Origin of the sequence: Pelagibius sp. (assembly GCF_028281305.1) — a bacterium.
Taxonomy (GTDB): Bacteria; Pseudomonadota; Alphaproteobacteria; order Kiloniellales; family Kiloniellaceae; genus Pelagibius.
Genome location: NZ_JANQKD010000045.1, coordinates 1 through 18482 on the forward strand (window position 1 = coordinate 1; position 18482 = coordinate 18482).

The 18482-nt window shown below is 65.1% G+C and carries 18 protein-coding genes and 1 tRNA gene; 6 read left to right on the top strand and 13 right to left on the bottom strand.

Annotated features, from left to right (window positions below; genetic code table 11):
• Positions 1 to 22 precede the first annotated feature (22 nt).
• Both Q0982_RS10945 and Q0982_RS10950 read left to right on the top strand, forming a co-directional pair.
• Positions 23 to 98 (top strand) — tRNA-Asn (locus Q0982_RS10945).
• Between the two features lie 178 nt (positions 99 to 276).
• Positions 277 to 846, top strand: coding sequence for a PAS domain-containing protein (locus Q0982_RS10950; RefSeq protein WP_299395317.1), 570 nt, complete (start codon positions 277 to 279; stop codon positions 844 to 846).
• Here Q0982_RS10950 and Q0982_RS10955 read toward each other — a convergent pair.
• Genes Q0982_RS10955 through Q0982_RS10970 form a run of 4 tightly spaced genes read right to left on the bottom strand, consistent with a single transcriptional unit; the run spans position 843 to position 4561 of the window.
• Positions 843 to 2024 carry an aminotransferase class V-fold PLP-dependent enzyme gene (locus Q0982_RS10955; protein ID WP_299395318.1) on the bottom strand — a complete coding sequence of 394 codons (1182 nt, stop codon included), beginning with the start codon at positions 2022 to 2024 and terminating at the stop codon, positions 843 to 845. The genes Q0982_RS10950 and Q0982_RS10955 overlap by 4 nt on opposite strands.
• Before the next feature lie 24 nt (positions 2025 to 2048).
• Positions 2049 to 3149: a tryptophan 2,3-dioxygenase family protein gene (locus Q0982_RS10960; RefSeq protein WP_299395321.1), complete on the bottom strand. Its 1101-nt coding sequence runs from the start codon at positions 3147 to 3149 to the stop codon at positions 2049 to 2051.
• 60 nt (positions 3150 to 3209) lie between these two features.
• Positions 3210 to 4286: a hypothetical protein gene (locus Q0982_RS10965; RefSeq protein WP_299395322.1), complete on the bottom strand. Its 1077-nt coding sequence runs from the start codon at positions 4284 to 4286 to the stop codon at positions 3210 to 3212.
• A gap of 5 nt (positions 4287 to 4291) precedes the next feature.
• Positions 4292 to 4561: a MoaD/ThiS family protein gene (locus Q0982_RS10970; RefSeq protein ID WP_299395325.1), complete on the bottom strand. Its 270-nt coding sequence runs from the start codon at positions 4559 to 4561 to the stop codon at positions 4292 to 4294.
• Between the two features lie 225 nt (positions 4562 to 4786).
• On the opposite strand from Q0982_RS10970, the gene Q0982_RS10975 reads away from it, so the two are divergent.
• Complete coding sequence (locus Q0982_RS10975) at positions 4787 to 5293, top strand: hypothetical protein (RefSeq protein WP_299395326.1); 507 nt, start codon at positions 4787 to 4789, stop codon at positions 5291 to 5293.
• Between the two features lie 28 nt (positions 5294 to 5321).
• Here Q0982_RS10975 and rfbA read toward each other — a convergent pair whose 3' ends face one another.
• The 9 genes from rfbA to Q0982_RS11020 form a co-directional block, all read right to left on the bottom strand.
• Positions 5322 to 6194: a glucose-1-phosphate thymidylyltransferase RfbA gene (rfbA, locus tag Q0982_RS10980; RefSeq protein ID WP_299395329.1), complete on the bottom strand. Its 873-nt coding sequence runs from the start codon at positions 6192 to 6194 to the stop codon at positions 5322 to 5324.
• Between the two features lie 25 nt (positions 6195 to 6219).
• The gene (gene rfbD / locus Q0982_RS10985) at positions 6220 to 7137 is read right to left on the bottom strand and encodes a dTDP-4-dehydrorhamnose reductase (protein WP_299395330.1); all 918 of its coding nucleotides are present in this window, start codon (positions 7135 to 7137) and stop codon (positions 6220 to 6222) included.
• Positions 7138 to 8208, bottom strand: coding sequence for a dTDP-glucose 4,6-dehydratase (gene rfbB, locus Q0982_RS10990; RefSeq protein ID WP_299395333.1), 1071 nt, complete (start codon positions 8206 to 8208; stop codon positions 7138 to 7140). It lies immediately after the preceding gene.
• Positions 8209 to 8280: 72 nt separating this feature from the next.
• A complete protein-coding gene (rfbC, locus tag Q0982_RS10995; protein ID WP_299395335.1) occupies positions 8281 to 8841 on the bottom strand; it encodes a dTDP-4-dehydrorhamnose 3,5-epimerase in 561 nt (186 codons plus the stop codon).
• A 115-nt stretch (positions 8842 to 8956) separates the two neighbouring features.
• Positions 8957 to 10330 carry a TRAP transporter large permease subunit gene (locus Q0982_RS11000; RefSeq protein ID WP_299395338.1) on the bottom strand — a complete coding sequence of 458 codons (1374 nt, stop codon included), beginning with the start codon at positions 10328 to 10330 and terminating at the stop codon, positions 8957 to 8959.
• An 84-nt stretch (positions 10331 to 10414) separates the two neighbouring features.
• Positions 10415 to 10954: a TRAP transporter small permease subunit gene (locus tag Q0982_RS11005; RefSeq protein ID WP_299395340.1), complete on the bottom strand. Its 540-nt coding sequence runs from the start codon at positions 10952 to 10954 to the stop codon at positions 10415 to 10417.
• Between the two features lie 126 nt (positions 10955 to 11080).
• Positions 11081 to 12097: a TRAP transporter substrate-binding protein gene (locus Q0982_RS11010; RefSeq protein ID WP_299395343.1), complete on the bottom strand. Its 1017-nt coding sequence runs from the start codon at positions 12095 to 12097 to the stop codon at positions 11081 to 11083.
• Between the two features lie 220 nt (positions 12098 to 12317).
• Entirely contained in the window at positions 12318 to 12590 is a 273-nt protein-coding gene (locus Q0982_RS11015) for a hypothetical protein (protein ID WP_299395345.1), read from the bottom strand.
• Between the two features lie 102 nt (positions 12591 to 12692).
• Positions 12693 to 14990 carry a heavy metal translocating P-type ATPase gene (locus Q0982_RS11020; protein ID WP_299395348.1) on the bottom strand — a complete coding sequence of 766 codons (2298 nt, stop codon included), beginning with the start codon at positions 14988 to 14990 and terminating at the stop codon, positions 12693 to 12695.
• Between the two features lie 455 nt (positions 14991 to 15445).
• Between Q0982_RS11020 and ggt the strand changes: the two genes are divergently transcribed.
• The 3 genes from ggt to Q0982_RS11035 are packed head-to-tail and all read left to right on the top strand — an operon-like array spanning position 15446 to position 18393.
• On the top strand, positions 15446 to 17047 hold the full coding sequence (gene ggt / locus Q0982_RS11025; RefSeq protein ID WP_299395350.1) for a gamma-glutamyltransferase: 1602 nt from the start codon (positions 15446 to 15448) through the stop codon (positions 17045 to 17047).
• 47 nt (positions 17048 to 17094) lie between these two features.
• Positions 17095 to 17802 carry a ribonuclease activity regulator RraA gene (locus Q0982_RS11030; protein ID WP_322097006.1) on the top strand — a complete coding sequence of 236 codons (708 nt, stop codon included), beginning with the start codon at positions 17095 to 17097 and terminating at the stop codon, positions 17800 to 17802.
• A gap of 24 nt (positions 17803 to 17826) precedes the next feature.
• Positions 17827 to 18393 carry a GNAT family N-acetyltransferase gene (locus tag Q0982_RS11035; RefSeq protein WP_299395355.1) on the top strand — a complete coding sequence of 189 codons (567 nt, stop codon included), beginning with the start codon at positions 17827 to 17829 and terminating at the stop codon, positions 18391 to 18393.
• Positions 18394 to 18482: the final 89 nt, after the last annotated feature.

Here is an 18482-nt window from a genome sequence, read left to right on the forward strand (position 1 = left end):
CCGGGTGCGGTGGAAATCCTGATCCGCGGTAGCTCAGTTGGTAGAGCAGGTGGCTGTTAACCACCGGGTCACTGGTTCGAGTCCAGTCCGCGGAGCCAACGCGACGAAAGGGGCGTGGAGCACTGGTTCCACGCCCCTTTTGCGTTGCGCGACCGGGCGGCGGAAGACCGCAGCGTCTGGATGTGAGCTTATGTTTTCGTGGTATAGACTCTGCGCGATCCGATTCGGGCACCCAAGCATCCGCCGGGCATCATCCACGACCAAGCGTTCCTCTCTATGCTGATCTTTCCGAGCTGGCGAAAATCCGCCCAGAAGGCGAAGAACTACTTGGCCAGCGCGGAGGCGATAACGCTGCTCGACGCCTGGATAGCGCTGGGCACAATGGAGCGTCCACCGCGCCGGGAAGATCTGAAGCCGGAGCAGTTTCCGGCGCTCCTACCGGACCTCTGGCTCATGGAGTTCGAGGCTGAGACGGGCCAGCTGCGGTATCGTCTGGAGGGCGAGCACATCCGGGCACGCTACGACCGCTCGCTTGTCGGGCGCACCCTGGAGGAGACCGTCGCTGAGGAGGCTCTGCCCCGTGTGCGGCACTACTTCCAGGCCTGCATCGAAACGCCGGCCATATCCATGGTGATCGGCCGCCTCTATCACGAATGGCGGCAACCGGGCTACGGCGAGCGCCTGTTGCTGCCGCTGATGGATGGCGAGGGCAATGCCGAAGGGCTGATCGGCATCACCGTGTACCGCGAGACCTTCCCCGACCGCGCCCTCGCAGAACAGCGCGCCAAACGCATCACCTGCATCGTTCCACTGGACGGTTCGGAGCCGATCGAGGAAGCGAGCTAGAAGTCGGCAAGGCGGTTGACCAGCCGCTCGACGTCCTCCGCATCCTGGTAAAGACCGAAGCCGAAGCGCAGCCGTGCGCCCCGATAGTCGGTGATGATATCCGCATCCAGGAGGCGGCCTTGCAGCGCGCCGGCTGCGGCCTCGCCAAGATCGAAGGTCAGGAAGTTGCCGCAGGGCGCAAGCCGCGGATCTAGCAGCAGCGCGCGCAGAGGCAAACAGGGCGGTGCCTTTCGCTCCAAGGCCTCGAGGAAGAGCCGCTGAAGACCAAGGACGTGGTCGTGAATGCCGGCGGCGGTCAGGCCCAGTTCCGAAAGCCAGTCGAGGACCGCGCGCTGGCGGTAGAGGCCGACGGGATCGAAGGTCGCACCGAGAAAGCGGCGCGCATCGGCGGCATAGGCGACTTCCTCCCCGCCCGCCCGCTCGAGAGCGCCAAAGGCGGCGTACCAGCCGGTGTCGCGCGGCCGCAGCGCCACGCCCGGTGGCGCGTGGAGAAAACAGACGCCCTCCCCCGCCATGGCGTACTTGTAGCCGCCGGACAGGTAAAAGGCCCGGCCCTCGATAGCCGAGAGATCGGTCGGCCGCGCGAGAAAGCCGTGGTAGCCGTCGATGACGAGAAGGACATCCTCGACCGCAAGGCGGTCCACGAAGCCGTCCAGAGGGTCAATCGCGAAGCCGGAACTGAAGAACACCTGGCTTACATAGATCATGTCAAAGCCGCCTCCGGGCGTTCCCCGGGCCGCGGCCTCGACAAAGCGTTCGGCGAAGTCGGCGAAAGGCTCCACCGGCACGCGGGTCACCGCCAGCAGGCCGTCTTCTTCGAGGCGGGCCACCTGCCGGGAGAAGCTGTGGAACTCCCCGTCGCTGCAAAGAATTCGCGCGGCGCGACCAGCCGGCAGGCAGGACAGCAGCCGGCGCAGAAAGTCATGGGTGTTGGGCGCGAAGGCAAGGCTTGCCGGATCCGAGAGCCCAAGCAGAGTGGCGATGCGCCGCTGCGTCTCCGGCAGAACCTCGCCGAAAACCGTGTCCCACTTCCGGTCGGCGAGCCGCGCCGCATCCTGCCAGCAGGCCACCTGCGCATCGAAGGTCACGTCGGGCCAGAGATGGTGGCTGTGGGCCGCGAAGTGCAGGCGCCCGGGGGCCGCAGCGAAGAAGCGGCTGAAGTGTTCCTTATAGCTCACGCTTGGATCGCTTAGGGGCCGCATTCAGCTTTCACCGGCGCTGTAGCCGTAGCCCATGGCGCGGCGCACGTCTTCGGGCAGCGGCGGCAGAGCCGAGCGGGGGATCAGAAAGGTGGAGAGCGCAAAAAGGTCGCCAAAGACCCGATAGCGGCGCGCCGCTTCGCTCAGGTAGTCATGGCCCGAAGACCCGCCGGTGCCGAGTTTCATGCCGATCATGCGCTGCGCCATCAGGGCATGGCGGTAGCGCCAGGCGGTCATGGTCTCGTCGATGTCCATCAGCAGGCTGAGCAAGCGGAAAGGCAGTTGCAGGGCCGGTTCATCGCGATAGAGGGTGATGAAAAGGGCCGCCTGCAGCGCCCGCCAGGAATAGCGCCACACCCCCTGGGCAGCCAGGTCGGCGTGGCGCGCCTCGTCGTAGATCGCCTCGAAACGCTCCTGCGCCGCCTCCAGGGCGGCAAGGCCGGCATCGCGCTCCTTCACGCCGATCGCCGTGTTGTCGCGCAGCGTGGCGCTGTCCTGGGCCAGCATCCGCGCCACCGCGGCGCGGTAACTTTCCTGAAAGCGATAGCCGCCAAGTTCGACAAAGGGGGTGCGGCCGAGCCAGGCCTCCACCCGGTCGCTCAGGCTCGGAACCGCTTCCGCTTCCTGTACCCGCAGGCGGTCGGCGTCGTTCAGACGGCTGTCGTAAGGCCGCTCGTCCGGGCTCACCCGCTGGCCGCGCCGCAAGCCCAGGCCAATCTCGATGAGCCGGAACTGCAGCGACTGAAAACCGGAGGACGGGAACAGAAGGTCGCGAAACTCGAGAAAGTCCAGCGGTGTCATGGTCTCCAGCACATCGAGCTGCTCGGTCACCAGCTTCAGGATGCGCTGGATACGCTGCAGGGCGGCGACCGCCGCGCCGATGTCGCGGTCGGCCACCCTGTCGCTGGCGAAAATCCGGTCGACCAGCGCCATCTCATGGAGGATCTGCTTGAACCAGAGTTCGTAGGCCTGGTGGACGATGATGAACAGCATCTCGTCGTGGGCCGGCCGGCCACGCCGCTCGCTCTCAGGCTGCTGCGCCGACAGCAGCCGGTCGAGTTGCAGATAATCCGCGTAGTAGAGCGGCTTGGAGTCTTGGCTCACGGCCCTGCACCCCCTGTCCATGGACGGCTTGCGACAACCAAGCGCGATTCGCCGCAGCGATCAAGGCCGGTCGGCGAAGCAGACCTGGGCAATCGGCGGCAAATGGGCTGACAACAGCGACCAGGACTCGCCGGCATCGCCACTGAACCAGAGCGCCCCCGTGGTCGAACCCATGACCAAGCTGCGGCCATCGCCACCGACGGCAAGAGCATGGCGATAAACGAGGTCGTAGGCGCGCTCCTGCGGCAGCCCCCGCGAGAAGCTCTCGAAGCTGGCGCCGCCGTCCCCGGTGCGGGTGACGACAAAGCGCCCGTCGACCGGCACCCGGCACTCGTCCTTCACCGCCGGCACGAACCAGGCGGTCTTGGGGTCGCTGGGGTGGGCCGCCACGGCAAATCCGAAGGCTGAGGGAGCCACATCCTTGATTTGAACGAAAGAGCGGCCGCCGTCCTCCGAACGGAAGATACCGCAGTGATGCTGGCACCAGACAACATCCGGCGCATCCCGGCAGACGGCCAGGCAGTGAGGATCCTGAATGCGCGGGTCGTCTTTGCGGTCCGGCGGCATGTAGTCGGCGGCCAGACCCTTCCCGCCCAGGACCCAGTTCGCACCGTCGTCCTCGCTGATCCAGACGCCGCCGCAGGAGATCCCGACAAGGATCCTGTCTCGGTCGTCGACGATAATGCTATGGATCCCGGGCTCGTCGTAGCCACCGCCGAACCATTCGCTGCGCGAGGGCTGGTTCCAGAGCGACTCCACAAGCGCCCAGGACTCGCCGCGATCGTCGGAGCGGAAGAGACCGCCCGGCAGCGTGCCGGCCCAAAGACGCTTCGGCTGCTCCGGGCCGCCGCGGGCCAGGGTCCAGATGAACTTGAGGCTCGGCGCGTCTTCCCCCTCTGCGGGCGGATAGGCGGGAACCGGGAGTTCCTGCCAGGTCGCGCCGAAATCGTCTGAGCGGTGCAGCTTGGCCCCGAAGTGACCGAGGTTGAGCGCTGCGTAGATCGCACCGTCGTGCTCGTTCTGCAGCACGGAAGAGACCGGATCGCCCAGAAAGCCGATACAGCGCGGCTGTGGGTCGCCGTCGAAACCGACGTCAAAGAGCCCCTTGCGGGTCGCCACCAGCGTGAATCCGCCCACCTTGCCTACCCCCCGGAAAGTGCCTGAAAGACAAAAACCTCGTCGGACTCGCCCACGGCGTCGCTTAGGCCGTTGCGGTCTGCGATCATCGTCGAATTGATGAAAACATTCACATGACGGCGCAGCCGCCCTTGGTCATCGACAATGTAAGAGCGCAGCACGGGACGCTGCGCGAAGACCGCTGCCAACACCTGATCCACATTACCCGGCCCGACCTCGAGCGACGGGCAGTCGAGATGGCGCTGCAGGTTGGCGGTAAAGGTGACGCGTGGCATTGCCGTAGTTCCTGACGATAGAGCCTGCCCCGATCCCGCAAAAAACTCAATTGCCTCGTCGGACGGATCCTCAAATGGAGAACCGATGGCCGGAAACGACCGACCCACAGGACACCAGAAGTGGCTTTAGGCAGGCCGGTCCTCGCACCACATGGGCGTCAAGCCTATCTTGGGATCGATACTGGCAAGCCACGGAAACAGCAGCACGAGATAAGGGAAACCGGAATGGCGGAAAAGGAACTCGGCGCCGGGCGCGTCTTCGCGAGCAACTATCAGATCGCCATCTGCGACGACCCGGCGAAATCGATCACCGACGATGACAACTGGGACGACGACGCCATGGATCAGGGCTTTGCCGGCGGGGAGTCGTTCCGCATGGTGGGGACCGAAGCGGACCTCAACGACCACTGGGTGGAGTTGGTGACCGCGGAAACGGGCCCGGACCTGGGCGACTGGGAGAGGGTCCTTTGCCTGCCGTTTCATTCAGCAAGTGGCTGGGTTCACATCATGTCCGTGGTCGATACGGAACCGGTGATCTCCGCAGAGGTTGGTCCCGGCGACTATGCGGTCTTCGTCGCCGGCCAGAACATCGGCACGGACCTGCTGAGCCTGGGTGAGCAGCAGACGCTTTCAGACGCCGAGCTGGCAGCCCGCAAAGACCTGGAATGGTACCGTATCGTCCTGGTGCCTGGGATTCCTGCAGAAACAGGGCGAATCAAGGACCTGGAGTAGCTTCGCCGGCTCTCTTGACGGTCAGGCCCTAGACGGGACCCTGGGCAATGCGCAGCAGGTAGTCGCCGTAGTCGTTCTTGCGCAGCGGCTCTGCAAGGCGGCAGAGATCCTCGGCCGTGATAAAGCCCTTGCGGTAAGCGATTTCTTCGACGCAGGCGATCTTGAGGCCCTGACGCTTTTCGATGGTCTGTACGAATTGCGCGGCTTCGATCAGGCTGTCGTGGGTTCCGGTGTCCAGCCAGGCATAGCCGCGGCCGAAGCGCTCGACATTCAGACTGCCGGCCTCCAGATAGCGCCGGTTCAGGTCGGTGATTTCCAATTCGCCGCGCGCCGAGGGTTCGAGGCCCTCCGCCAGATCGCAGACCTGCTCATCGTAGAAGTAGAGGCCCGTCACGGCGAAGCGGGACTTCGGCTGAGCGGGTTTCTCCTCCAGGCTGACCGCCCGGCCCCCGGCGTCGAACTCGACAACGCCGTAGCGCTCCGGATCGGAAACCTGATAGCCGAAAACCGTAGCGCCTTCGCGCAGGCCGGCGGCGCGCATCAACACCTCCTGCAGGCCCTGGCCGTAGAAGATGTTGTCGCCCAGAATCAGGCTCGACTTCTGGCCCGCGATGAAGTCGCGGCCGAGGAGAAAGGCCTGGGCGAGCCCTTCCGGCCTGGGCTGAACGGTGTAGCTTATGGAGATTCCCCAGCGTGCGCCGTCGCCCAGGAGCGCCTGGAACAGCGGCGCATCGTGGGGAGTGGTGATGATCAGGACGTCCCGGATGCCGGCCATCATGAGCACCGACAGCGGATAGTAGATCATCGGCTTGTCGTAGACCGGCAAGAGCTGCTTGCTGACTGCCAGGGTGACGGGGTGGAGGCGCGTGCCGGCGCCGCCTGCGAGAATGATCCCCTTCATCGTCCGTAGTTCCCCTCTTCCCCCATTAGGCCCCGCCGGCCGAGCTCAGCCGGTCGCCCGCCTGCAGCTCGCGCAGCACATCGCGCAGCCCCTGCCGCCAGTCCAGGGCCGTCTGACGAAAGCGCTCCTGAAAGGCGCTGCAGTTCAGGGTCGTATCGATCGGACGCCGCGCCGGGGTGGGGTAGTCCTCCGTAGCGATCGGCACCAGCGCGGGCGCGGCGGCGCCGGTCAGCACGGCCTGCTCGGCAAAAACCGTCTTGGCGAAGTCGAACCAGGTCGTCCGCTCCCCGCCGCAGCAGTGATAGGTCCCCCACGGCTTTTCCGCGAACTTGCCTGCCGCTGCCAGGATCGCGGCAGCCAGACCCTGCGCAGGCGTCGGGCAGCCGAACTGATCGGCGACCACGCGGACCTCGTCGCGCTCCTGCCCGAGGCGCAGCATGGTCTTCACGAAGTTCTGGCCGTGAGCGCCGAACACCCAGGACGTCCGCAGGATTACGTGCTGCGCACAGGCCTGCCGGACGGCGGCTTCGCCGGCGGCCTTGCTGCGGCCGTAAACGTTGATCGGGGAAAGAGGGTCATCCTCGTCATAGGGACTGCCCTTCCGGCCGTCGAAAACGTAGTCGGTCGAGATATGGATCAGCGCCGCCCCGGCGTCCTGACAGGCCTCAGCGACGAACTGCGCCCCGTCGCGGTTGACGGCCAGCGCGCGGCCTTCCTCGGTCTCCGCCCGGTCGACAGCGGTGTAGGCAGCGGCGTTGACGACCAGGTCGAAGCCGCGGCTGATCACCGAACGCAAAGCAAGGCGGTGGGTGATGTCCAGTTCCTGGCGCCCCATCACAGTCAAATCCAGGTTTCGCGAACGGCCCAGGCGCTCGACCTCGAAGCCAAGCTGGCCCCCGGCTCCCAGCAGCAGAACCCTTCCCGGGCCCGGCGCATCCGCCATCTACCCGGCCTTCTTCGGTTTCGAGAGCCCCAGGCGTTCGCCCTGATAGCGGCGCTTCAGAATACCCTGCCACCAGGCTTCGTGCTCCAGATACCAGGACACGGTGGACCGCAGACCGCTTTCGAAGGTCTCTTGCGGCTTCCAGCCCAGGGCGGCACGGAGCTTTGAGGAATCGACCGCATAGCGCAGGTCGTGGCCCGGCCGGTCGGCAACGAAGGTGATCAGGTCACGGCGCGATGTGCCGGCGCTGCGCGGGCGCGCCGCGTCCACCAGATCGCAGATCCTGCCCACCACGTCGATGTTGCGCTCCTCGCTGTCGCCGCCGACGTTGTAGGTCTCGCCGATGCGGCCCGAGGTCAGGATCGTCACCAGAGCGCGCGCGTGATCTTCCACATGCAGCCAGTCGCGCACGTTCTCCCCCTTGCCGTAGACCGGCAGCGGCTTCTCCTGCAGCGCGTTGATGATCATCAGCGGGATCAGCTTCTCGGGAAACTGGTAGGGCCCGTAGTTGTTCGAGCAGTTGCTGGTCACGGCGGGGAGGCCGTAGGTCCGGTTCCAGGCGCGCACCAGATGGTCCGAAGCCGCCTTGCTGGCCGAATAAGGGGAATTCGGCTGGTAGGGCGTCTCCTCGGTGAAATGTCCTTCCTTCCCCAAGGCACCATAGACCTCGTCGGTGGAAATGTGATGGAAGCGGAAGCGCGCGGCGGCCGCCCCCTCCAGTTCGCGCCAATAGGCTGTCGCGGTTTCCAGAAGGCGGTAGGTGCCGACCACGTTGGTCTGGATGAAATCGCCGGCGTCATCGATGGAGCGGTCGACATGGGACTCCGCCGCCAGATGCATCACAGCATCTGGGCGGTGCTGAGCGAAGGCCGCCCGCAGGGCCGGGCCGTCACAGATGTCGATCTGTTCGAAGGCGTAGCCGGCATCCTCCGCCCAGTGCTCGATGGCCTCCGGCGTTGCCGCATAGGTCAGCTTGTCGAGGTTGACCACCTGCGCGGTCTTGCCCGACAGCAGTTCGCGAATCACCGCCGAGCCGATAAAGCCGGCCCCGCCGGTCACAAGAACCTTCATGAAGCGACCCCTAAAACAGATCCGGCACCGCGGCAGGCTGCCGGAGCATGTTCACGAAACGGTCTAAGTCGCTCATCCATAATCGAAAAACCCTGACAATTCCCTTAGCGGCGGCCACTGGCCGTCGCGGGGCGAGAGCACCGCCTCCGCCGCTGCAACCGGCCAGTCGATCCCCAATTCAGGATCGTTCCAGAGGAGGCCGCGTTCGGCCTCGGGCGCGTAGTAATCGCTCACCTTGTAGATCACTTCGGTGTCGGGTTCCACGGTACAGAACCCGTGGGCAAAGCCGACAGGGATGAAGATCTGGTTCCAGTCGGCGGCCGAAACCGTAACCGCCACGTGGCGGCCGTAGCTCGGCGATCCCCGGCGCAGGTCGACCGCGACATCAAAGACGGCGCCGCGCACGACCCTGAGCAGCTTCGCCTGGGCGCACGGCGGAACCTGGAAATGGAGGCCGCGCACCGTCCCGACGGCCGCCGACAGCGACTGGTTGTCCTGCACGAAGTCGGCCTCGATCCCCGCTGCCGCCAGATCACGCTTGCTGTAGGTCTCCGAGAAGAACCCCCGGTGATCGCCATGCTTCACCGCCTTGATCAGGCGCACCGCAGGAATGGCCAGGCTTGTCACGTCCATGAAAGGGGCTCTCAGGGTTGCGGGCGGCAGGATGGAAGACCGGAGTCGCCCCGGCATCATACTGCAATCGCAGGGATCGGGGCGAACCGCCGCGGCGCTCTACCCCCTCCGCGCCTCAACTGCGGAAGATCATGGTGATCTCCGGGAACAGCAGGACCAGCGCCAGCACGAAAAGCTGCAGGACGATGAAAGGCAGGAAGCCGCGGAAGATCTCCGGCAGGGTGATATGGGACGGGGCCACCGACTTCAGGTAGAAGGCCGCAGGGCCGAAGGGCGGGCTGAGGAAGCTCACCTGCATGTTGACGCAGAACAGGATACCGAACCAGACGGCAACGAAGCTGGGTGCCGCCACCAGCGCCCCGGTCAGCCCGAGTTCCTCCACAGGGAGCTTCAAAACGATGGGCAGGAAGACCGGCATGACAAGGAGCACAATGCCCACCCAGTCCATCACCGCACCCAGAATCAGGAAAATCAGCATCATCAGCAGCAGGATGCCGAACGTCGGAAACTCCGTGCCGATGATCAGATTGGCGACATAGGTGGGCCCGCCGGCGATTGTGTAGGCCCCGGCCAGGGCCGTCGCCCCAAAGGTGATCCAAAGGATGGTACCGGTCGACTTCCAGGTCCGCATCAGCGCTTCTTTGAAGAGCGCCCAGGACAGCTCGCCGCGCAGCGTGATGAGAATGAGCACCGCGACCACCCCCATGCCGGCCGCTTCGGTGATGGCGGTGATTCCGCCATAAATCGAGCCCAGCACCACCAAAACGATAAGCAGGGGCGCAATGAGGCCGGGCAAGGCACGCAGCTTGTCGGCCATGGTGATTTCATCGCCGCCTTCCGGCAGCGGCGCCTGCTCCGGATACCTGCGGGTGCGGTAGATGATGTAGAGAATGTAACAGCCACCAAGGATAAAGCCCGGCACGAAGGCTGCCTTGAAGAGGGCATGGATCGAGGTCTCGGTCACCAGGCCGTAGATGATCAGCACGATGGAGGGCGGGATCATGGTGCCCAGGCTGCCGGAGGCGCAGATCGTGCCGATGGCGAGGTCCTGGTTGTAGCCAAGGCGCAGCATGTTCGGCAGCGCGATGAGGCCCAGCAGCACGACCTCGCCGCCGATGATGCCGGACATGGCAGCCATGATGATGGCCATGATGGCGGTGACGATGGCAATGCCGCCGCGGGTACGGCTCAGCCAGACGTTGAGGCTGTCGAACATCGCCTTGGCGATGCCCGATCGTTCCATCAGACAGGCCATAAAGATGAACAGCGGCACGGATATCAGGACATAGTCCGTCATCAGGCCGTACATGCGCTGGGCCAGAATGTTCAGCGGGCCGGTCCCGAAGGATCGGAACAGCAGGTCCGGCCCGAACTTCATCAGCAAGACGGCAACCGCCAGAAAGCCGGACGCGAAACCCAGCGGCATGCCGATCGCCAGCAGAACGAACAATCCAATAAGCAGGATCAGCGAGATCGTTCCGATATCCATTCACCTGGCCCCCCAAAGACCGTGATGCTCCCAGGCGCGGCCATTGCCCCGGCCGCTCCCCTTATTGCCCGGTTGGCGCCCGGGTCAGTCGATGTGCTCTTCTTTCACTTCTTCGGCGAGGTCGTGAACCTCTTTCTTCTTGTTCCAGTCGGCGATCAGGTTGGTCACCGACTGGATCGCGATCAGCACCACTGCAACAAGGACCAAGGGTTTCATCGTCGCCGGAATCGGCGGATCCCAGGCGGTGCCGAAGGTCTCCCAACGCAGCATCTTGGCCCAGGCCTCGTTGAAGCCGCCCCACACGACAGCGAATGCGAAGATGCAGATCAGGGCAACGGAGATGGTGTCGAACAGCCGCTGCCAGTTCCGCGGCACCATGTCGTAAAGGATGAAGATCCGGATGTGGCCGCGCTGCTGCATCACATAGAGACCGGCGAGCAGATAAACGCCGCCGGCAAACCAAAGCGACATCTCGTTGACCCAGAGGGTTGGCTGCTCGAAGACGTACCGCATCACGACTTCGTAGAACATGATGGCAACGATAAAGGCGACCACGAACATCGTCACACGGCTGATCGCGATGGTGATGCGGTCCATCCAGTTTTCGACCTCATGCTCAACCATCACCCCGCTCCCTTCTCCGCGTTACTCTGCGTCTCAACCGACGGCCTGCGGTAAGGACCCAAGAAAGTTCGGGCCCCTGCCGCACTCTGCAGCCAGGGGCCCGATTATGGACTGATGCTCCGGCGCTTACTGCACCAGGCCCAGGGTCTTCAGGAAGGCGGTGTGGCTGTCGACCAGGGCGCGCGCTTCCGGCGTTTTGTCAGCCCAGCCCTGCCAAGCACGCTGGGCAGCACCGCGGAAAGCCGCGCGGTCCTCGGGCGACCAGTCGTAAAGGGTCACGCCCTGATCGCGCAGCGCCGCAGCCGCCTTGTTGTTTTCGACCTCAAAGGTCAGTGCTGTCTGGAAGGCCAGCTTCTGCATAGCGACTTCGATGATCCGCTGCAGATCTTCGGGAAGCGCCTCCCAAGCATCCTTTCGGATCGCCAGATGGTCCGATGGCATGGAGTGGAAGCCCGGATAGGTCGCATGCTTCACCAGATCGAAGAGGCCAATTGACTTGTTGTTTGCAAGTCCGGAGTAGTCGGCGCCGTCGATGATCCCCGTCTCAAGCGCGGTAAAGACTTCTGTAAAGTCCATCACCACCGGCTTGGCCCCGAGTTCGGCGAAGATCTCGGTTTCCAGCCCCGGCGGTGACCGGAACTTCCAGTCCTGCAGATCGGCCGGACCGGCAATCGGACGGGAGGACGTCATCGATTCCTGTCCGTAAACCCACCAGCCGATAAGCTGCATGTTGTATTCGTTGTACAACTCGTTGGCCGCTTCGTAGCCGCCGCCGTGATAGAGCCAGGCATACTGCTGCCAGGGTGTGTCGTAGCCGCCCATGATATCGCCGACGAACTGGAACGCGGGGTTCTTGCCGGTCTGATAGGCGCCGCCGGTCATGTCGCCATCGAGGATGCCGCTGGCAGCCGCATCGAAGGTTTCAACCGACTTCACAACGGACGATGAGAAAAACAGCTCGATATCGATGCGGCCACCGGACATGGCCTCAACATCATCGACAAACTGCTGGGCCAGTTTGCCCGATGTCTGCTCAGGTGCGTAGTGGGTCTGAATGCGCAGCGTGTGCTCTGCGCTGAAAGCCGAAGAGACGGCAAACACCGAGGTAGCCGCCGCCAGGGCGGCGATTTTCAATGAACGCATGGGTTCCTCCCGTTTTATTTCTCTTGCGCGAAGCATCGCCGCGCGGCTCCCGGCACGAGTTTCCGCGCCTTCGGGCGTTAGCCTAGGGCAAAGTGCAAAGAGCGACAACAGCTTACGGCAGCTTACGGCGGTCAACTCAAGCGGCTGGCGGCAAGGCGCTTTGCTGAAAGGAGGGGCAGCCAACCAGCGCCTGGACCAGCGGTGAGCGCTTCTTCGAAAGTCACTCGGCGGACTTTTCAGCCCTGGCTTTCTCCGCGATGGCGCGCAGCGCCGGACGGTAGGCTGACATTACCTTTATGCCTTGCTGGGTGAGATAGGCTTCCGCCGCGGCACGGGCTGTGGAATGGGTGTCTTCGAAGCCCTCGGCGTAGAACTCGCCGTTCAACTCCCAGGTGACACGCCAGCGGTATCCGGGTCTGCCCACCGGCCTGAGCGGTCCGGGGTTTCCGGGCCAAGGCTCGACAACGAGGTTGTAGTTCTTGAGACCATGCATCTCAACCAGCCCCGCCCTGTTTCCGGCGCAGGCGCGCAGCGGCGCCTTCCAGCCCACTATAGTCCAAGTTTCGCGGGCGGTTCACCCGAAAAAGGAGAAGGGCTAAAGCCTTTGGCGGCTCAAACGCAGGGCGTTGCCGATAACGGAGACCGAAGAGAGTGACATCGCAGCCGCGGCAAACATCGGGCTCAACAACCAGCCGGTCAGCGGAAACAAGACGCCGGCAGCAAGCGGGACGCCCAAACCGTTGTAAAGAAACGCAAAGAAAAGGTTCTGGCGGATGTTCCCCAACGTCGCCCGGCTGAGACGCCGTGCCGTAAAGAGGCGGCCCAGATCGCCTTTCAGCAAGGTGATGCCGGCCGCCTCGATGGCAACATCGGTGCCACTGCCCATGGCAATGCCGATATCGGCCTGGGCCAGGGCCGGGCCGTCGTTGATGCCGTCGCCGGCCATGGCGACGACACGCCCCTCCTCCTGGAGTTGTCGAACCAATGCTGCCTTGTCAGCCGGCAAAGCGCCCGCGACAACACGCGTGACGCCCAGCTCTCCGGCAATCGCTTCTGCGACCGCTTGGGTGTCCCCGCTCACCAGGACGATTTCCAGGCCGTCGGCGCGCAGATCGGCAATCGCCTGCGGCGTTGTCGGCTTGAGGGCATCGGCAATGGCCATCACGCCCAGCAGACGGTTGTCTTCGGCAACAGCGATCACCGTTTGACCCTTGCGCTCCATGGCGTCGATGACGGCGACCAGTGGGTCCGTTGAGAAGCCCAGATGGCTGAACCATGCTACGGACCCCGCCCGCAGAAGGACATCGTCCAGGCACGCCTGAACCCCTTTTCCAACAACGGCATCGAACCCCGACACGGATTTAAGGGGCACGCCGCGGCGCTGCGCTGCGGAAACGATTGCCTCTGCCAGGGGATGCTCGCTGCGCTGCTCAAGGCTGGCCGCCACTTGGAGCAGATGGGTTTCGGTGACGCCCTCCGCCGGCGCGATGGTTACGACCGACGGCTGCCCTTCCGTCAAGGTGCCGGTCTTGTCGATGAGCAAGGTATCTGCCGCTGACAGACGCTCCAGCGCCTCGGCTTCCTTCACCAGGATCCCCAGGCCCGCGCCGCGGCCGACAGCCACCATGATGGACATCGGCGTGGCCAGGCCCAGCGCGCAGGGACAGGCAATGATCAGAACGCAGACGGCAGCGATAAGCGCGTAGGCAATGGCCGGCGGCGGCCCCAGAAGCGCCCAGGCAGCGAAGCTGACCACCGCAATCAGCACCACAATCGGAACCAGCACTGCAGCCGCCTTGTCCGCCAGGCGTTGCACCGGCGCACGGCTGCGCTGCGCATTGCCGACGAGCTGGACGATCTGAGAGAGAACGGTGTCGCGCCCCACCTTCTCGACGCGGAAGACGAGGCTGCCGCTGGCGTTCACCGTGCCGCCGACAACACGATCGCCGGGCCGCTTTGCCTGCGGCACGGCTTCGCCGGTCAGCATGGATTCATCGACGCTGCTTTTCCCCTCGACAACCCTGCCGTCGGCCGGAACTTTCTCGCCGGGCCGCAACAGGACACGGTCGCCGGGCTGCAGGGCCTCCACGGGCGCTTCGCGATAGCTTCCGTCATCCTCCAACAGGCGGGCGGTCTTGGGCGTAAGATCCAACAGGGCCCGCAGCGCACCACCGGTGCGCTCGCGCGCCCGCAGTTCCAGCACCTGGCCCAGCAGCACCAAAGTAACGATGACAGCCGCGGCCTCGTAGTAGACAGGCAACTCTCCAGCCGCACTGCGGAAAGAGTCTGGAAACACCCCGGGCATCACCGTGGCCGCCAGGCTGAAGAGAAAAGCGGCCCCCGTGCCCATGGCGATCAGCGTGAACATGTTCAGATGACGGGTCCGGACAGACGCCCAGCCGCGTTCGAAAAACGGCCATCCGCCCCAGAGCACCACCGGCGCCGCCAGCCCAAGCTGAAGCCAGGCTGACCACGCCGGCGTGAGCAGCCGCAGACCGGCAAGGTGCTCGCCCATCACCAGCACGACAAGCGGCAGCGTCAGAACCGCCGAGATCCGAAAGCGCTGCGCCATGTCCTCGAGCTCGGGGTTGGGACCGTCGTCCAGCGTGATCTCCACGGGCTCCAGGGCCATGCCGCAGAGGGGGCAGGTCCCCGGCCCCTGCTGCTCGACCTCCGGGTGCATCGGACAGGTGTAGAGCGCATCCGGATCGGCCGGCGCTTGTGGCCCACCCCTCCCCTCCAGCACGGCGTCCGGATCGTGCCGGAACTTCTCCAGGCAATGGGCACTGCAGAAGTAATGGATCTCACCGCCGTGCTCGTGGCACAGAGCGTCCTCCGTCCTGGCGACGGCCATGCCGCAGACCGGATCGACAGCCGTCTCGGGCTGCTGCACGGTGTTATGATCCCCAGCATCATGACCACCGGCGCCGCCGACCGAAGAGGCTGGGCAGCCGCTCCTTGAAGTCGGGGTCGGGGCCGGGTTTGGGGCCGGGTTTGGGGCCGGGTTTGGGGTCGGGGTTGGGGCCGCACCGTCATGACGGCCCAATTCGGCTGAAGCCGCCGTCGCCCGTGCTCCAGAGTCCTGTTCCATGCGCTAGGTTCTGGGGCTTCCAGTGACTGGAAGGTCAAGGCCGCAGCAACGATATGGAGTCCAGGTCCGAGAGGCTTCGCGCTCCCGGTATAGAAAGCTTCCCAAGCCGGGGCGGTCGGGCTACATGATAGGAAACCAAACGATCAATTGGCCTGCTGACCATTCCACCTGCCGGCACTTGGCAGCCGCTGTTGCGGCCGCCCTGCGGCGAGAGCATGGTTCTTGTCGGGCCATGTCCCCGGGAGGATGATGTACCTATGCGCAATCTGGAACTCGCCGGCCGCTCGGTCGCCCGCTCGCTGAACGGCATGGCGGCAACCTCCCACAGCCTGGCGACGCTGACCGCGATCAACGTGCTGCAGGACGGCGGCAACGCCATGGATGCCGCCGTTGCGGCTTGCGCGGTCCAGGGTGTGGTGGAACCGGAATCGACCGGCATAGGCGGCGACTGCTTTGTCCTCTATGCGCCGCGCGGCAGCGGTGAGGTCGTCGCCTTCAACGGCTCCGGCCGCGCGCCGGCCGCAGCGACGGCGGCCTGGTATGGCGAGCAGGGCATCGACACCCTCGAGCGCTACAGTCCCCACTCGGTGACCGTTCCCGGGTCCATCGACGCCTGGGACCGGCTGCTGCGCGACCACGGCACCCGCAGCCTGGGCGACATGCTGCAGCCAGCGATCCGTTTCGCACGCGACGGCTATGCCATTACAGAGCGTGTCGCCACCGATTGGGACAGCGAGGTCGAGACCCTTTCGCACGATCCGGCGACTGCAGGGATCTTCCTTCCCGGCGGCAAGCCCCCCGGCCTCGGCACCATCCACCGTCAGCCGGCGCTCGCCGCCAGCATGGAGCTGATCGCCAGGGAAGGCCGCGATGCCTTCTACAAGGGCGCGATCGCTGAAGACCTCGTGGACCATCTGCGCGCGCTGGGCGGCCTGCACAGCCCGGCGGACTTCGCAGAGGCCGAGGGCGAATATGTCGAGCCGATCAAATCGAGCTACCGGGGTTTCGACATCGTCCAGTGCCCGCCCAATGGCCAGGGCGTCATCGCACTTCTGATCCTCAACATTCTCGCGGGCTACGATCTCGCCAGCTTGGGGGAGTTCACGGCGGAACGCCTGCATCTGGAGATCGAGGCCATGCGCCTGGCTTACCAGGAACGCGATGCCCATCTTGCCGACCCTGCGCAGGCCGAAGTCCCCGTAGAGCACCTGCTCTCCGAAGACTATGCAGCGGAGCTGCGCGGGCGTATCGACCCCAGGCGGGCGAGCGCCGCCCCCGCCCCGGCGCCGGTCGCGGCCCACGCTGACACGGTGTACCTGAGCGTCGTCGACAAGGACCGCAACGCCGTCAGCTTCATCAACTCAACCTTCAACTCCTTCGGCAGCGGCATCACCGGCCCCAAGAGCGGGGTGGTGCTGCAGAACCGTGGCGGCGCCTTCTCCGTCGATCCCGCGCATCCCAACTGCATCGCGCCGCGCAAACGGCCCATGCACACCATCATCCCCGGCATGATGGTGAAGGACGGGCGCGCGGTCATGCCCTTCGGCGTCATGGGCGGCCACTATCAGGCGGCCGGCCACGCCCGCCTGCTCACCAATCTACTGGACTTCGGACTGGACGTGCAGCAGTCCATGGACATGCCGCGCATCTTCGCCCAACCCGGCGAAGGCGCCACCGAGGTCGAGGCGGAAAGCGGCGTGCCGCAGGAGATACTCTCGACGCTCGAAGACATGGGCCATCGTTTCTGCGAGCCGCCGAAACCGATCGGCGGCAGCCAGGCGATTCAGATCGACTGGGAGGCCGGAACGCTGGCCGGCGGCTCCGATCCGCGCAAGGACGGCTGCGCCCTGGGGTACTAGGACCTGGGGTTACTGAGCCCGCCACAAACCGGACCATGGGGGACTCTTTGACTGCGCTCGACCCGGCCCTGCACGACGTCTACACCCAGATTTCGACGGCCACGATCACGACGATCCTTCTGAAAAAGGGGCTGCGCAACGTCTGGCTGCGCGGCGCAAAGCCGCTGGTTGATGCGCGCAGACGCCGCGTCGGCCCGGCGTTCACGCTGCGGTTCGTTCCAGCCCGGGAGGATCTGGCGACACCGGCCTCCTGGTCCTCCCCCACCTCGACGCGCGCCGCCATCGAAGAAATGCCGGAAGGCGTGATCACCGTGGTCGACGCCATGGGCGTCCAGGACGCCGGGATCTTCGGCGACATTCTCTGCGCAAGGATGCACAAACGCGGGGTCGAGGCGCTGGTCACCGACGGCGTGCTGCGGGATCTGGAGGGTGTCGAGGCCAGCGGTCTGCCGGTCTGGTGCGACGGTATCGCAGCGCCGTCGTCGGTCACCGGGCTGACCTTCGTCGGCTGGCAGGATCCCATTGCCTGTGGCGGCGTGGCGGTCTTCCCGAACGACCTGATCGTGGCGGATCGCGACGGCGCCGTGGTCGTTCCCCAAGCCCTGATCCGGGAGGTCGCCGATCTGGGCCTGGAGCAGGAACGTCTGGAGGCCTGGATCATGCGCGAGGTCGGCCATGGCGCGAAACTGCCCGGCCTCTATCCGCCTAATGAGGAAACCCTGGCGCGCTACCGGACGGAAACCGGGGACGGCTGAACGGCCAAATCCTCCTTGCAAGGCATGCAAGGCTTTCCTAGCCTTGCGGCCATGCGCGGCGCTAAGCGATTCTTTCCTGGCTACCGACTGCGGCGCGGCACCCCGAACGACGGGGATGCCCTGCTGCGGGTGCATCAGCGCGCCATCCTGACCCTTGGGCGCCGCATCTACAGCGATGCGCAGCTGGAGAGCTGGGCCAGCGGCAACACCGCCGAGCGCTACGGGGCCGCGATGATCGAGGAGGAGGAGATCTTCGAAGTCGCCGTGAACCGCAAAGCGGGCGTCGTCGCCTTCTGCTCGCGCAAAGACCATGAGGTTCGGGGGCTCTACGTCGATCCCGATTGGGCGCGCCTGGGCATCGGCCGCTTGCTGCTCCAGCGTGCCGAGGCGGCGATCAAAGCGATGGGCCATCACCGGGTCTCGATAGGCGCCAGCCTCGTCGGCCTGCCGTTCTACGAGTCCCAAGGCTACCGGGTGCTGCGGCACCGCCACTGGAAAACCGGCGGCGGCCTTTTCATCCCCGCTGCCGAAATGGAAAAGCAACTGCGGCAGTCCGGACGACGGGCCGCGCAGCATTCAGCGGCGGGCTGACAGACAGAAGCCTTCACCACGACCGCCCGGGCGCCGACGTCGCTTTGCAGGAGGCGTCCACATTCTTCAAGCCTCGCAAGCCGTTCTCC